Annotated in this window: 17 protein-coding genes; 14 read left to right on the forward strand and 3 right to left on the reverse strand. The window is 35.4% G+C overall.

The genetic code is table 11. The annotated features are described in order from the left end of the window. Positions 1 to 90: 90 nt before the first annotated feature. The 3 genes from ACFX5U_RS17500 to ACFX5U_RS17510 are packed head-to-tail and all read right to left on the reverse strand — an operon-like array spanning position 91 to position 2,582. On the reverse strand, positions 91 to 882 hold the full coding sequence (locus tag ACFX5U_RS17500; protein ID WP_400261599.1) for a DUF4292 domain-containing protein: 792 nt from the start codon (positions 880 to 882) through the stop codon (positions 91 to 93). Further along, positions 872 to 1,687, reverse strand: a complete 816-nt coding sequence (locus ACFX5U_RS17505) for a tetratricopeptide repeat protein (RefSeq protein WP_400261600.1) — start codon at positions 1,685 to 1,687, stop codon at positions 872 to 874. Before ACFX5U_RS17505 ends, ACFX5U_RS17500 begins: the two co-directional genes overlap by 11 nt. Next, entirely contained in the window at positions 1,659 to 2,582 is a 924-nt protein-coding gene (locus tag ACFX5U_RS17510; protein WP_400261601.1) for a tetratricopeptide repeat protein, read from the reverse strand. The genes ACFX5U_RS17505 and ACFX5U_RS17510 overlap by 29 nt, the downstream gene beginning before the upstream one ends. 281 nt (positions 2,583 to 2,863) lie before the next feature. On the opposite strand from ACFX5U_RS17510, the gene rplM reads away from it, so the two are divergent. The 14 genes from rplM (at position 2,864) to ACFX5U_RS17580 (ending at position 14,221) form a co-directional block, all read left to right on the forward strand. Continuing rightward, positions 2,864 to 3,307: a 50S ribosomal protein L13 gene (gene rplM, locus ACFX5U_RS17515; RefSeq protein ID WP_038700578.1), complete on the forward strand. Its 444-nt coding sequence runs from the start codon at positions 2,864 to 2,866 to the stop codon at positions 3,305 to 3,307. A gap of 11 nt (positions 3,308 to 3,318) precedes the next feature. Then, positions 3,319 to 3,705, forward strand: a complete 387-nt coding sequence (gene rpsI / locus ACFX5U_RS17520) for a 30S ribosomal protein S9 (protein WP_038700580.1) — start codon at positions 3,319 to 3,321, stop codon at positions 3,703 to 3,705. 18 nt (positions 3,706 to 3,723) lie between these two features. Next, positions 3,724 to 4,521 (forward strand): 30S ribosomal protein S2, encoded by a 798-nt coding sequence (gene rpsB / locus ACFX5U_RS17525; RefSeq protein WP_038700582.1) that lies wholly within the window; start codon positions 3,724 to 3,726, stop codon positions 4,519 to 4,521. Positions 4,522 to 4,714: 193 nt separating this feature from the next. Further along, positions 4,715 to 5,551: a translation elongation factor Ts gene (gene tsf, locus ACFX5U_RS17530; protein ID WP_038700584.1), complete on the forward strand. Its 837-nt coding sequence runs from the start codon at positions 4,715 to 4,717 to the stop codon at positions 5,549 to 5,551. Between the two features lie 413 nt (positions 5,552 to 5,964). Further along, positions 5,965 to 6,846 carry an SDR family oxidoreductase gene (locus ACFX5U_RS17535; protein WP_400263612.1) on the forward strand — a complete coding sequence of 294 codons (882 nt, stop codon included), beginning with the start codon at positions 5,965 to 5,967 and terminating at the stop codon, positions 6,844 to 6,846. A gap of 76 nt (positions 6,847 to 6,922) precedes the next feature. Continuing rightward, complete coding sequence (locus tag ACFX5U_RS17540) at positions 6,923 to 8,476, forward strand: serine hydrolase (RefSeq protein ID WP_400261602.1); 1,554 nt, start codon at positions 6,923 to 6,925, stop codon at positions 8,474 to 8,476. Then, positions 8,460 to 8,690 (forward strand): VF530 family DNA-binding protein, encoded by a 231-nt coding sequence (locus ACFX5U_RS17545; protein WP_400263613.1) that lies wholly within the window; start codon positions 8,460 to 8,462, stop codon positions 8,688 to 8,690. The genes ACFX5U_RS17540 and ACFX5U_RS17545 overlap by 17 nt, the downstream gene beginning before the upstream one ends. 187 nt (positions 8,691 to 8,877) lie before the next feature. Further along, a complete protein-coding gene (locus ACFX5U_RS17550; RefSeq protein ID WP_400261603.1) occupies positions 8,878 to 9,729 on the forward strand; it encodes an NAD(P)-dependent oxidoreductase in 852 nt (283 codons plus the stop codon). 349 nt (positions 9,730 to 10,078) lie between these two features. Next, positions 10,079 to 10,654 (forward strand): pentapeptide repeat-containing protein, encoded by a 576-nt coding sequence (locus tag ACFX5U_RS17555; RefSeq protein WP_400261604.1) that lies wholly within the window; start codon positions 10,079 to 10,081, stop codon positions 10,652 to 10,654. A 56-nt stretch (positions 10,655 to 10,710) separates the two neighbouring features. Beyond that, positions 10,711 to 11,088, forward strand: a complete 378-nt coding sequence (locus ACFX5U_RS17560) for a hypothetical protein (protein ID WP_038700596.1) — start codon at positions 10,711 to 10,713, stop codon at positions 11,086 to 11,088. 187 nt (positions 11,089 to 11,275) lie between these two features. Then, the gene (locus tag ACFX5U_RS17565) at positions 11,276 to 11,554 is read left to right on the forward strand and encodes an ATP-binding cassette domain-containing protein (protein WP_400261605.1); all 279 of its coding nucleotides are present in this window, start codon (positions 11,276 to 11,278) and stop codon (positions 11,552 to 11,554) included. 13 nt (positions 11,555 to 11,567) lie between these two features. After that, entirely contained in the window at positions 11,568 to 12,053 is a 486-nt protein-coding gene (locus ACFX5U_RS17570) for an ATP-binding cassette domain-containing protein (protein ID WP_400261606.1), read from the forward strand. A gap of 9 nt (positions 12,054 to 12,062) precedes the next feature. Continuing rightward, positions 12,063 to 13,736: a hypothetical protein gene (locus ACFX5U_RS17575; RefSeq protein WP_400261607.1), complete on the forward strand. Its 1,674-nt coding sequence runs from the start codon at positions 12,063 to 12,065 to the stop codon at positions 13,734 to 13,736. Between the two features lie 65 nt (positions 13,737 to 13,801). Further along, positions 13,802 to 14,221 carry an SRPBCC domain-containing protein gene (locus tag ACFX5U_RS17580; RefSeq protein WP_038700602.1) on the forward strand — a complete coding sequence of 140 codons (420 nt, stop codon included), beginning with the start codon at positions 13,802 to 13,804 and terminating at the stop codon, positions 14,219 to 14,221. Positions 14,222 to 14,293: the final 72 nt, after the last annotated feature.

Here is a 14,293-nt window from a genome sequence, read left to right on the forward strand (position 1 = left end):
TACTAGCAGTTGATTCTGAATTTAATATGATTCGATTAAAAATAGTCTCAAATGCGAAAGTAATAAATCTTAAGGATTATCGTACAAATATTACTTAATTACTTTGTATTTGTTAGATATGGCAAATGGCATATCAACCGCTTCATTAAACGAAACCCTACTGTAATTAAAATTCGCCATAATACGCATATCACCTCCCAAAATTAATAACTCAAGCCCCATTGGAAACAACATACCTGCATGATTAGCATAATCAGCATAACTAGCTTCCAATTTTTGTCCTTTACTCGTTTGTTCCAAACGAAATGAATCCAACCTATTTTGTTGATTGACCAAGTATAGATAAGATAGCTCATTCTTTTTACCACTTAACTTAATTGGCAAACTTACTTGATCAAGTACAAAGTTGGTCGTACTTAATAAATTGCTTGAAAAATTGGCCAAAAACAAATCTTGAACATTAGCAAAAGTCAAATCGTTACTAGCATATTGGTACAAATAACTGAATGGTTTAGCAATGTACTCACCCTGAAATTTATTCAGGATCTGAATACTATCTGGTGTAATCAAAACTCGACCGATTTCAATCCCCAATAAAGCTGTAATAGATATCCAAATTCGCTTATCTTTCTCAATTCTAATATTAGCCGTCACATCATACGAAGACTTACCTAAAGTTACTTTGCTCTTAGCTTTTCCAGAGAAAGTTGTAAACTTAAGATTTGACAACAAAAATTTTTCAACAACTGCATGCTTTGAATCAGTTTTCTCCAGCATCTCAGCCTGTCCTATATTATTTTCTTTTTTTATTGTTTTTTTCCTCGTACTACAGGATGCACATATCACGAGCAATAAAATAATAGCGACAGATCTATTCCACATAAGCTTTCTTATTTATCTTTTCCTTCAACTTCTCTATGTTGGTTTCAGAATCGCCTCCTCTATCTAACGCAAGTTTCCATTGCTTCATTGCTTCTGCTGTCTTTTTATTTTTAATCAAAATATCACCATAATGCTCCAACAACACTGCAGACACAGAATCCGAATTTTTCATAGCCTTTTCAATCCATAACAATGCATCAGCATATTTTTCTTGTTTAAATAAAACCCAAGCATATGTATCCTCTAACGTTGCATCATTAGGTCTTAATTCATTCGCTGTCAAGGCGAACTTGGCTGCATCTTCTAAATCCTGATTTCTTAACGACAAATAATAAGCTAAATTGTTCATAGCACCTACATTTGTACTATCGAGATTAATCGCCTCCCTATACGCCACATCCGAAGCAGACTGCATATCAAGTTTATGATAAATATCCCCTAAACCACTATAAATATTAGATTGAAAAATTTCATTCTCATTCTGCCCATTATTTAATGCTGCTTCCATCAAGTTACGTGCTAGTTCGTAATTTCCCTTTAAAGTATATGCAATTGAGCTGAAATATAACAGAACAGGATTATTAGGTATATTGTGCAAGGCTTCGCCACCATGTTGTATTGCTTGATCATATTGTTCCAAAGCTAGATCAACACTAATTAACATACGCCAAGCATCAATTTGATAAGGATTAATACCTACTGCAATAGAAAATGAAGACTGCGCACCAACCAAATCATTGCGCATCCAATTCACCTGTCCTTTAGCAACATGACTTTCAGCAACGCGAGGATGAACATCTACCAATGCATTCGCTAGTTTCCTGGGTCTGAATCAATGAAAAGCCACTATTGGGTGTCAATAAGGTTAGAATAATTCTATTCTTTTCTCCAAAATCAATATTCTTTGATAAAAACGCTTGTTTAAGATATTCAAAAGAGAGCTTACTTTTCCCCGATAAACGATACTCATCGGCTAGATCTAAAAAAAGATAATCATCCTTAGTATTTAGAATCCCTGTATTCAATATACCTATCGATTTTTTAGGTTCTTTATTACCGCGGTATGCTTGCGCCAATTGGCTATATACCTGTGCTAATGGAGACTTTTGGACCACCCAAGGCTCGAGCAGCGTAATGACAGATGAAAAGTCATCCTTAGCTAGTAGCAGGGTCGCACCAATAATATCTAAAGTATCAGTAGGTGTCGATGCTTTTCGAGTATCCTGATATAATGCCAGCGCTTCATCCTTCTTCTCGCTATTGAACAATAGCATAATCTTTTCCCGTGTCAGAGCTGCTTTATTCACTTGATCCTTTTGCATTAAAATATCCAACGACTGAATCGCACTAGTAAGATCACCTTTCCCTTTATTGATATCAATATTGAAACTTAGATATTCATTTTTAGAATCGATTGCTATAGCCTTATTTACTTCTTCCAAAGCGCGATCAACGTTCCGCATTTGCCCAAACAAAACAGCTTTTGCGAAATAGACATCATCGGCCTTAGGGTAAGCTAATGTAATCGCGTCTAAAGAATCTAAAGCTTGCTTAAAATCGCCACTCCTTAGAAAAACTTCAATATTTTTCAATTGTGAGGAATAAGGCTTTTCTTGTATGCTGCTTTGCGCAGAGACTGACTGTCCAGCAGCAGTTAACATTGTAACTAATAAAGCGTATTTTAAATATTTCTTAAACATATGTAGTCCTTCTCGTTCTGCAATTCATGTGTTAATTATGTTGCAATATACTAATAAAGGACAACTGTAAATAGCGCTATTGCATTTCAATTGGTTCTTTTTGATAATTATATTTTTCATAGAAAGTTTAATTAAGGTAATAATAGCCGTATTCAGAATGAAAGTCCCTAAAATAAAGGAAAATAGATTTTCGGAATTAAAAAATTAAAAGTACCTTTGCAGTCCCTTGAGACATAGGGAAAGAAGTAATAACATTTTATTAATTATTTAATTAAAAGCAAGTGAATACGTTAAGTTACAAAACTGTCTCTGCCAACAAGAACACCGTCAACAAAGAATGGATTGTTGTTGATGCTGAAGGCGAGATTTTGGGGCGCTTGGCAAGCGAAATCGCGAAAGTGATTCGTGGAAAGCACAAGCCATCGTTTACCCCTCACGTAGATTGCGGAGATAACGTTATTGTTATCAATGCAGAAAAAATTAGATTGACAGGTAATAAATTGGGCGACAAGACTTACGTTCGCTACACGGGATACCCGGGTGGTCAACGTTTCATCACTCCTAAAGAATTATTGGCTAAACACCCTGAACGCATCATTGAGAAAGCTGTTCGTGGTATGCTTCCTAAAAACCGTTTAGGTCGTCAATTGTTTAAAAACCTTTACGTTTATGCTGGAACTGAGCACAAACAAGAGGCGCAAAATCCAAAACCAGTTAAATTTTAAGGAGAATCGACATGACAACAACTAATACTTCAGGAAGAAGAAAAACTGCTGTTGCCCGCATTTACTTAACTGCTGGTAGCGGAGTCCTTACTATTAATGGTAAAGACTACAAAGAATATTTCCCAACATTGCCTTTGCAATACATTGTTACTCAATCTTTAGAAGTAGCAGGTCAAGCAGGGAATTTTGATGCGAAAATAAACGTTAATGGAGGTGGAGTTACTGGTCAAGCGCAAGCTGTCCGTTTAGCTATTGCGAAAGCATTGGTTGAATTAGACCCAGAAGTTAAGCCAGCTTTACGTGCTAAAGGTTTAGTAACACGTGATGACCGTATGGTTGAGCGTAAAAAACCAGGACGCAAGAAAGCTCGTAAGAGATTCCAATTCAGTAAACGTTAATCAAAGGAGGATCAAAAAATGGCAAGAACAACTTATCAAGATTTATTGGATGCAGGTGTGCACTTTGGTCACCTTACTCGTAAATGGGATCCGAAAATGTCTAAATACATTTTCATGGAGCGCAACGGGATCCATATTATCGATTTGAACAAAACTCTTACGAAATTAGAAGAAGCTTCATCAGCTATCAAACAAATCGTAAAATCAGGTCGTAAAGTTTTATTCGTAGCAACGAAAAAACAAGCAAAAGAAATCATAGCTCAACAAGCGAAAGCAGTTAACATGCCTTTCGTTACTGAGAGATGGTTAGGTGGTATGCTTACAAACTTCACAACAGTGCGTAAGTCCATCAAAAAAATGTCTACAATTGACAAAATGCAAAAAGATGGTACATACGATGTATTATCTAAAAAAGAGAAGTTGATGATTCAACGTGAGCGTATCAAATTAGAATCACTTTTGGGTGGTATCGCTGATTTGAACCGTTTACCGGCTGCTTTATTCATCATCGATGTGAAAAAAGAACACATCGCTGTTACTGAAGCAATCAAATTGAGCATCCCTACTTTTGCAATGGTTGATACAAACTCTGACCCTTCAAACATTGATTTCCCAATCCCTGCAAATGATGACGCTAGTAAATCTATTAGCTTAATCGCAAGCATCATTGGTCAAGCAATCCAAGAAGGTTTGGACGAACGTAAACGTGATAAAGAAGACGAAGCAGAAAAAGAAGCAGCTGCAGCTAAGGCTAAAGTTGATACTACTGAAGCTTCAGAAGCTAAACGTCCTCGTAAAGCGAAAGACGGAGAATAATATTTTTTATTCCAAACCGGATAGCGTAGCGTTGGTTTCTGGAAAAGAATTCTTTTCTTGGACTAACCTATCTGTCCGGTTTTTTGGTTTATCTTTTCTGTAACAAGAAAGGCTAAACTTTATATTAACTTAACACGATTTAGGTTAATATTGTCAAGAAAATAATAAGTCAAAAATTTAAAAAGAATATATCATGTCAGTACAAATTTCTGCATCAGATGTAAACAAGTTGCGTCAACAAACAGGCGCAGGTATGATGGATTGTAAAAAAGCGTTAGTAGAAGCAAACGGTGATTTCGAAGCTGCTGTAGATTACTTACGTAAAAAAGGAGCTAAAGTTGCTGCTAGCCGTCAAGACCGTGATTCTAACGAAGGTGTTATCATTGCTAAAGCTGCTGCTGATGGTAAATCAGGTATCGTAGTTGAAGTAAACTGTGAGACAGATTTCGTAGCTAAAAATGCTGATTTCGTAGCTTTTGCTGAGTCAATTGCTGAAGTTGCTTTGGCTAACAAACCTGCTTCTTTAGAAGACTTAAAAGCTTTAGAAATTGGTGGTACTAAAATTGCTGATTTATTAATCGAACAAACTGGTAAAATCGGTGAGAAAATTGATGTTTCTAAATACGAAACTATTTCTGCTGAGAAAGTTGTTGCTTATATCCATGCGAACTACCGTTTAGCGGTATTAGTAGGTTTATCTGCTGACATTGCTGGTATAGAAGAAGCGGGTAAAGATGTTGCTATGCAAATTGCAGCTATGAACCCTATCGCTATCGATAAAGATGGTGTTGATTCTAATACAATCGAGCGTGAAATCGCTATCGCTAAAGAGCAAATCATGGCAGAAGGTAAACCAGCTGAAATGGCTGAGAAAATCGCTGCTGGTAAATTGAATAAATTCTTCAAAGAAACTACTTTGTTGAACCAAGAATTTGTAAAAGATAATTCTAAATCTATCGCTCAATTCTTAGATTCAGTTTCAAAAGGTTTAACTGTTACTGCATTCAAACGTGTACAATTAGGTGCATAAGTCTTATTAAGACATGAATAAATTCATGTCTTAAGCAAATAGATAAAAAAGGCCTGTCCCTCATGGAGACAGGCCTTTTCTATTTTCAACTTTTCTCATTCTTTCCCAAAATCTAAAGTTAACATGTTTTTAATATAATCATCACACTTCATATTTCCGTCACCCACACAAGATTACTAGGTTTATTATCATGTTAAATACATACGCTATTTTCATAAAAAAGAAAAGATATCCCTTAAAAGAGATTTACGGCATGCTCAGTTATTTTTTTATGTGAACAAATAAGATTTCTTGACCGAAAAGAAAGCATGTTCTGGTTACTATTAAGATAGCAAATTGTAAATAACTCGAAAGTGAAATTTATTTTGCGTAAATTGGATAATATTGATTATAAATCACTAAATGATATCCAAATGAGTACAACACAAGGTATGCTTCGTGATGATGCACTAAAAGGAAAAAACATATTGATTACAGGTGGTGGTACAGGCCTTGGTAAAGCCATGACGCGATACTTTTTACAATTAGGTGCCCAGTGTATCATCACAAGTCGAAAAGACGATGTAATCCAGCAAACCGCCAAGGAGCTTAGTATCGAAACATCAGGTAAATGCATAGCGGCTGCTTGTGATGTACGTGACTATGAACAAGTAGAAAAAGTTATTAACTATGGCATCCAAGAGTTAGGTTCTATCGATATATTAGTCAATAATGCTGCTGGCAACTTTATCTCTCCCACTGAAAGATTGAGTCATCGCGCATTTGAATCTGTTTTAGGAATTGTTTTACAAGGTACCATAAACTGTACCTTAGCACTTGGTAAAATTTGGATTGCTAACAAAGATCAAGATAAAGCCATACTCAATATCGTAACCACCTATGCAAGTACCGGTTCAGGTTACGTTGTTCCTTCGGCATGTGCCAAATCGGGTGTAATCGCTATGACCAGATCATTGGCTGTAGAATGGGGTCGTAAAGGTATCCGTATCAATGCAATTGCACCGGGACCTTTTCATACAACAGGTGCCTTTGACCGTCTCTTTCCAAGCAACCTCAGTGATACCCTCAATCCTATCAATAGAATTCCGCTCGGAAGAACCGGAAGCCTACAAGAGCTAGCCAATTTAGCCGCTTATCTCGTGTCTGATTATTCCGGATACATCAATGGTGATGTCATTACAATCGATGGTGGTGAGTGGTTAAAAGGTGCTGGTGAATTCAATGGACTAGATGCTGTGACAGATGAGCAATGGGATGTCGTAGAAAAATTAACGCGCGGAGCAAAAAGCACCTAAATAAAAACGCTCGTATTTCACACAAAGGCTAAACAATTGTTGTTTTATTCAGATATTTGAATAAAACAACGAGTGAATGAAAAAAACAGTCTTCATAGCCTTTCTCTTTTTTAGCATTTCATCTTTATTTGCCCAGCATATAAAAGAAAGCACCATGGACTCTTTGGTCCAAAAATCATTGTCTACTTTTAATGTACCAGGAATTGCTGTTGGTATTGTAAAAGATAATCAGGTAATTTTCGCTAAAGGCTATGGCATTGCCGATTTAAATAAAACGAACAAAGTTTATGCCACCACTAATTTTGGCATTGCTTCCAACTCTAAAGCTTTTACAACAAGTGCACTCGCCATGTTAGTAGACCAGGGGAAACTAAATTGGGATGATCGTGTTCAAAAATATATACCAGAATTCAAGATGTATAATGATTATGTAAGTGAAAATTTCACAATTCGTGATCTATTGACACACAGAAGTGGCTTGGGCTTAGGTGCTGGAGATTTGATGATATGGCCAGATGGCCATGATTTTACCCCTAAAGATATTATTCATAACATACAATACTTAAAACCTACCTCGCCCTTTCGTACAAAATATGACTACGACAATCTACTGTATATCATTGCTGGAGAAGTTTTAGAAAAAGTATCAGGTCAAAGTTGGCAGAATTTTGTTCAAGACCAAATTTTCACACCATTAGGGATGAATCGTTCTGCACCAAACTGGAAATTATTACGAGACAAAGAGGATGTAATTTCACCCCACGTTCCTATAGCTGGAAAGAATCAGGTCAGCAGCCGTTATACCAATACCATCTTGGATGCAGCTGGAGGAATTTATTCAAATATCAACGATCTCAATAAGTGGATGATTTTTCACCTTAATAATGGGGATAATAATGGGAAACAATTGATTTCTGAAAAACAATTAAAAGAACTAACTACGGCACAAACCATCATGCCTGTACAAACGGTGGCCCCATACTATTCCCTATTTAGGTCTTATGGTTTAGGATTTCGTCTCACTGATATAGCTGGTAAATTGGAGGTCTCACATACAGGCGGCTTGGAGGGAATCGTAACACAAATTATCATGCTTCCGCAACTAAAGCTTGGCATAGTGGTCTTGACCAATCAACAAGAGGGGGCAGCATTCAATGCCATTAGTAACAGTATAAAAGATTTCTATCTAGGAATTCCCGACCAGCATTGGATCACTACTTATGAAAAGTCAAATGCATTAACTGTCGAACATGCAGACCAAATCACGCAAAAAACATGGCAAATCGTTGAAGATAATAAAAAAACAAAGCACCAGCATGACCAAGACATACAAGGTCGATACATGGATAAATGGCTTGGTGAGGTATCCATTCGGCTTAAAAATGGTAAATTAACTTTTGCTTCTAAACGTTCTCCACAACTTACCGGCGAGCTGTTCTATTATAAAGACAACACGTATGTTGTCAAATGGCATAATCGTTTTATGTATGCAGACGCGTTTATATATTTCAATATTCTAGGTAACAACAAGATCGAATTTACCATGAAGCCCATTTCACCCTTAACAGATTTTAGCTTTGACTTTCAAGATTTAAACTTTAAAAAACAAACCAATAATGGAACAAATTAATAATCCCCTACATGGGCAAAGATTAGATGCAATATTAGAATATCTAGTCGCATATTTTGGAGGATGGGAAGGCTTAGGTGAGCGTATCAATATTCGGTGCTTCAATGAAAATCCGAGTATTAAATCATCATTAGTTTTTTTACGAAAAACACCATGGGCACGCAAAAAAGTAGAAGAACTCTATGTCAAATTGTATTTATACGAAAACAAATAGTGAATGCAGGTACCCATATTGGATACCTCCTCAATAAAAAATACAAATAAATATATAAGATTAAAAGCGAGGCATTGAAGAAAGAGAAATCAATTATAAAATCTTCAAAATAAAATAACTAACTCCTACAGAATATAAAAACCATCAATTGAAAATAGTTGTTATATCTGTATAAAACGTAGCACACATGGATAATAAAAAAATTGGTTGGATAGGTCTAGGTAACATGGGATATCCAATGGCTAAAAATCTTGAAAAAGCAGGTTTCCCACTTTCAGTTTTCAATCGAACAGCAAGTAAATCAGAACCTTTTACAGATCTTTCAGAAGTGTACTTAAGCGCTACAGAATTAGTTAAAAACTGTGACATCATCTTTACCATGGTCTCTAATGATGAGGCAATTCGCGACCTTTATCAAGACATCCTCCTCCTAGAGGACCTAACTGAAAAACTATTCATTGATATGAGTACGATATCAAAAGAATTATCATTATCCTTAGCGCAACAATTAGGAGAAAAGGAGGCCCGTTTTATTGATGCTCCAGTTGCTGGCAGTACTGCTCCAGCTAAAGAAGGGACATTGATCATTATGGCTGGTGGAAACAAGAAGGATATTGAAGAAGCTTTACCCTATTTGCAAAAGCTAGGAAAGGCAGTCAAGCATCTTGGGCCAGTAGGAAGTGGTATTGCGGCTAAACTTGCAATCAACTATTTCCTTTCTATTATTTACCAAGGCCTTGCCGAAACTGTACTATTTGCTGAAAAAAGCGGAATATCTAGATCTGACATGTTAGCTATTATAAACGAAAGTGCAAGTGGTAGCGGAGCCACCAAGGTGAAGACACCCCAACTCTTACAGGAAGATTATTCTCCAGCTTTTGCATTAGACTTTATGCTAAAGGATATAAAATTAGCAAAAGATGAAGGTTTAGACTCACCATTAAGCAAAGTGTTAATTGACAGCTATCAAAAAGCGCACGATGCAGGTTTAGGAAAACAGGATGTAATCGGAATAATCAATTATTTAAAACACCTGTAGTAACATCAAAGATAGAAAATGAAATATGTGCAAAAACCCAAATGCTAATTAGAAAACCTGTTAATCAGATTTTTAAAGCATTTACAGACCCTGAAATTACAGTTCATTTTTTTAATCTACCAAGAATTATAAAAAGTTACAATAATGACTTGAAATAGGAAATATAAGTACAACAACTATAATTGAAAATAATCATTGGCCACAATCTCCAAGATATTTGTGGCCAATCCAAAACCTGAGTTTGATTTAACCTATCATTTTTTTATCACAAATTTAATTGACAGCTACAATCAGCAAATAAAGCCTATTATTTATAACTTATTCTTGGTTTTAATCTCTACTTTTGAGTATGACTACTGAATACTACGAAGGGGAAAAGTTGACTTCCATTGATTTTAAAAAAAATCTTTTTGAACAGGCTGAATATGACAATTGTAGGTTTGAGAATTGTGACTTCTCTGCCAGTAAACTTAATAATAGCATATTCACAGATTGTATATTCGTAGATTGTAATTTTTCACTGGCTAAGCTATCTGGCACGACATTTCAACAAGCCATTTTTCGTGATTGCAAATTATTAGGTTTACAATTCCAACAGTGCAATACCTTTGGTTTGTCTTTTAAGTTTGAAAATTGCAACATCGATCATGCTTCCTTTTACCAATTAAAAATAAAAAAAACAACATTTAAAGATTGTCAAATGCGAGAAGTAGATTTTTCTGAATCAGATCTCACTGGCTCTTCTTTTTATAATTGTGACTTAAATCAATCCATTTTTGATCAGACAAATCTAGAGCAAGTAGATTTTAGAAATGCAATTAATATCACCCTTTCGCCTAATAAAAATAGGTTAAGAAAAGCAAAATTTTCATTATTAACCCTACCTGGGTTGCTTATGGAATATGATATTAAAATCGAGTCTTAAATTTTAAACTTTTATGCTCTTTTTTTGTTTTCTTGATATAGAGAGGAGATTTTAAAATGTCTAAACAGAACAAAAAGAACGAGGAAGATAAAGAAATTCAGATTGCTGATCAATTGGCATACGATACTGATAAGCAATCTTTCGAATTAGATGTAGAGGATAGCGATCCTGATTATGATCACCCAAGTGATTATGAAACAGTCGCAGAAGGAGCTGCTGACGATGACTCCTCATACGACAATTCTAACCCGTATGTCGGCGATGAATATGCAGACTTGGACGACTTGATAGCAGACGACTTGAATGAAGATGGTATGCGCATAGAAGGCGAAGTTAAAATAAAACCAATTGATAAATTACTCGCTGAAACTCCAGAAGATTTCCGCAACGATTTAGATGAAGAAGGTTATCCAATTAACGATAAAAAGCCCTAGTTGAAAAAATACTAAAATGTGATAACACAATATTGGTTTGGTAAAAACCAATAGATAAGGAGATATTCATACAAGGAGCTATTTTCTCATTCAATTTGTAACTAAATTGCAATGTGGATTATTGTTTTTTGCATTTTAAAAATTTAGCTTTCAAATTTTATATCTTTAGCTCATAATAACTTATTTTATGGAAGTGAGCAAACCAATTATCAAAATTTCAAATCTGCACAAATCTTACGGGACAAAAGAAATATTAAAAGGGATAAATCTTGATATCTACCCCGGTCAAGTAATTGGTTATATCGGCCCCAATGGTGCAGGAAAGTCTACAACAGTAAAAATTCTAACTGGATTAATCAATGATTTTGAAGGTGAAGTAATCATAAATGATATTGATATCAAGGAAGATCCTCTGGCGGTAAAAGCGCTTATAGGCTACGTTCCAGAAAACGCAGAAACTCTATGATGTCCTAACACCTATGGAATATCTAGACTTCGTCGGTAAGTTATATGGTATGGACCATACTATCATCCAACAAAAGGCCCAACAATTGTTAATCGCATTTGGTCTTGAAGCAAGTATGAATAACAGGATGGATACGTTCTCAAAAGGAATGCGCCAAAAAGTACTATTGATATCTGGTATTATCCACAATCCAAAAATCATTGTGCTCGACGAGCCTTTATCTGGATTAGATGCCAATGCAGTAATTGTTGTCAAAGAATTAATCTCCCTATTAGCCAAAGAAGGCAAAACAATTTTTTATTGCTCACACATGATGGATGTTGTCGAAAAAGTGTCTGACCGCATTATGCTCATTTCTGAAGGCAATATCATAGCCGACGGTACATTTGAACAATTAAAAACAAATCAAGCCGATTCTCTAGAACAGATTTTTTCCAAACTTACAGGGAAAGAAGATAGCAGTGTAGATGCATCACATATTATTTCAGCCATTCGTTAATCTAATACCATGCAAAAACTTACGTTAAAATTCATTTTACTATTCAGTAAATTATGGACAGCCATGGGCATAGATGTCGCGCAGTTAAAATTAATCATAGAGACAAAACTAACGATAGATGATCGACGTCCTTTAGCTTCGTTTTCGCAAAACAAAAATAAAAAAGCTTCCAAGTATTCCACTTGGTTTCAATTTTTTATTTTCCTATTCATGGGATTCATATTCTTATCTTTTATCGTCGTTATTGAAGACAAATTTTTAGCAGCATCCTTATTTCTAACTATGCTATTGTCGATGTTATCATTATCCCTGATCTCAGACTTCTCAACCATTCTACTCGATAATAAAGACCAATACATCATTCTTCCAAGACCTGTAAACGATAAAACAGTTGCTTTTTCAAGAGTGCTTTACATGCTCATAAAGATTTCGACTCAACTACTGGCAATGTCATTGCCCGGTTTAATATATATTTTTATAAGCTGGGGTATTTTCCCAGCTATTATTTTCCTAATTCAAATTATAATAGCGACCATAATCGCGGTTTTCTTTGTCAATATTTTCTACTCTTTATGTCTCCGTTTCTTATCCATTCAAAAGTTTAAAGATGTCATCAATTACCTCCAAATATTCTTTTCAATTTTTATTTTCCTGAGCTATCAAATTGGGCCAAGAGTCATGCAGAATATCACAGAGGGGGAAACCAGTATAGATAACCTCAAGTTGCTTTGGTTTTCTCCAGGAACCTGGATAGCATCATTCCAAGCGTTGATAAACAAAGATTTCACGGTATTGTCAATAAGCTTTTCTGCGCTGAGCATGACACTACTTATTGTCTCTATATCAGGTGCTTCACGATTATTCTCAAAAGATTTCAATACTAAAATCGCGCAATTGGCAAGTGGAGATGCTCCAGTCGAAAGCGATAAAATTGACCGTGGAAATAAGAAGCCATTTTATAAAAAACTGGAAACAATCTTTACTAGCACACCCTTAGAAAAGGCTGGTTTTTCAATTATATGGTTGATAACTGCGCGCTCAAGAGAGTTTAAAATGCAATTGTATCCAACTATGGCCTACTTACCGATTTATTTTATATTTCTATTCCTGCAAGGAAAAAGTAGTTCAATGACTGAGCAGATAACTCGTCTGAATACCTCAGGTATATACATTATGCTTTTTTATCTTTCCTTATTGACGGTATTAACCGTATTCCAGTTGATCACCAAAAGTAATCAATACAAAGCAGCATGGATTTATTATGCGGCCCCCATTCAACAAACGGGCGAACTGATGTCAGGCGTTTTGAAAGCTGCATTTATAAAGTATTTCATCCCTTTCAATCTTATTTTCTTAATGATTTGTATACCGATGTTTGGCGTACATGTTTTCAATGATATTCTGTTGGCAACAGCCATTGGGGGAATCGAAAGTGTCTTGGTCATGTTATTTTTAGTCAAATCATTTCCTTTTTCCGAAGCAAGTGAAAATGGCAAAAGCAAAGTATTTATCAATCTATTAGTATTAGGCTTATTGGCTCTTATAGGATTTTTACATATCATTATTCATCAGTACGAAATGGTCATTTGGGCAAGTGCAGCCATTGCATGGGCCATATTTTTATACATGCTGAAATATCTGAATAAAGAAAATTGGAAGAGTTTAGCTTTTAACGACAATTAAAAAGAAGACTCCAATCTTAAGAAATATTAATTATCTTTATATTAATACTTTATAAACAAAAAATTATGTCAACAATAACTGTCAGTGCCGATATACATGCTCCTTTAGAATTCGTCTGGAAGCTATTTACTCTTCCAGAACATATTGTCATTTGGAATGCCGCCAGTGAAGATTGGGAAACAACATCAGCAACCAACGACCTTCGTGTGGGTGGTAAATTCAGCTTTCACATGGCTGCTAAAGATAAAAGCTTTAGCTTCATTCTAGGAGGACAATATGATGAAGTAAAACCTTTACAACATATCGCCTATAGCTTAGAAGATAATCGAAAAGTAAGTACAACATTCTTTGAGAACAATCATGTCGTAACCATCGTTCAGAGCTTTGATAGCGAAACCACACACTCCGAAGAACAGCAGCATGCCGGTTGGCAGGCTATCCTTAATAATTTAAAAAAATATGTAGAAGAACAAGTAGTAAAATAAAATGTAATTTAGGATTTAGTTTTTTTCTGTTTTCTTAGAATAACGAGAAAAGGATAAATGATAGATACTTCA

The sequence above is a fragment of the Sphingobacterium sp. SG20118 genome (assembly GCF_044740685.1).
Taxonomy (GTDB): Bacteria; Bacteroidota; Bacteroidia; order Sphingobacteriales; family Sphingobacteriaceae; genus Sphingobacterium.

Coding starts and splice junctions, on each gene's coding strand:
- ACFX5U_RS17500 (WP_400261599.1), bottom strand. CDS start 882: ATGTGGAATAGATCTGTCGCTATTATTTTATTGCTCGTGATATGTGCA.
- ACFX5U_RS17510 (WP_400261601.1), bottom strand. CDS start 2,582: ATGTTTAAGAAATATTTAAAATACGCTTTATTAGTTACAATGTTAACT.
- rpsI (WP_038700580.1), top strand. CDS start 3,319: ATGACAACAACTAATACTTCAGGAAGAAGAAAAACTGCTGTTGCCCGC.
- rpsB (WP_038700582.1), top strand. CDS start 3,724: ATGGCAAGAACAACTTATCAAGATTTATTGGATGCAGGTGTGCACTTT.
- tsf (WP_038700584.1), top strand. CDS start 4,715: ATGTCAGTACAAATTTCTGCATCAGATGTAAACAAGTTGCGTCAACAA.
- ACFX5U_RS17535 (WP_400263612.1), top strand. CDS start 5,965: ATGAGTACAACACAAGGTATGCTTCGTGATGATGCACTAAAAGGAAAA.
- ACFX5U_RS17540 (WP_400261602.1), top strand. CDS start 6,923: ATGAAAAAAACAGTCTTCATAGCCTTTCTCTTTTTTAGCATTTCATCT.
- ACFX5U_RS17550 (WP_400261603.1), top strand. CDS start 8,878: ATGGATAATAAAAAAATTGGTTGGATAGGTCTAGGTAACATGGGATAT.
- ACFX5U_RS17555 (WP_400261604.1), top strand. CDS start 10,079: ATGACTACTGAATACTACGAAGGGGAAAAGTTGACTTCCATTGATTTT.
- ACFX5U_RS17560 (WP_038700596.1), top strand. CDS start 10,711: ATGTCTAAACAGAACAAAAAGAACGAGGAAGATAAAGAAATTCAGATT.
- ACFX5U_RS17565 (WP_400261605.1), top strand. CDS start 11,276: ATGGAAGTGAGCAAACCAATTATCAAAATTTCAAATCTGCACAAATCT.
- ACFX5U_RS17570 (WP_400261606.1), top strand. CDS start 11,568: ATGGAATATCTAGACTTCGTCGGTAAGTTATATGGTATGGACCATACT.
- ACFX5U_RS17575 (WP_400261607.1), top strand. CDS start 12,063: ATGCAAAAACTTACGTTAAAATTCATTTTACTATTCAGTAAATTATGG.
- ACFX5U_RS17580 (WP_038700602.1), top strand. CDS start 13,802: ATGTCAACAATAACTGTCAGTGCCGATATACATGCTCCTTTAGAATTC.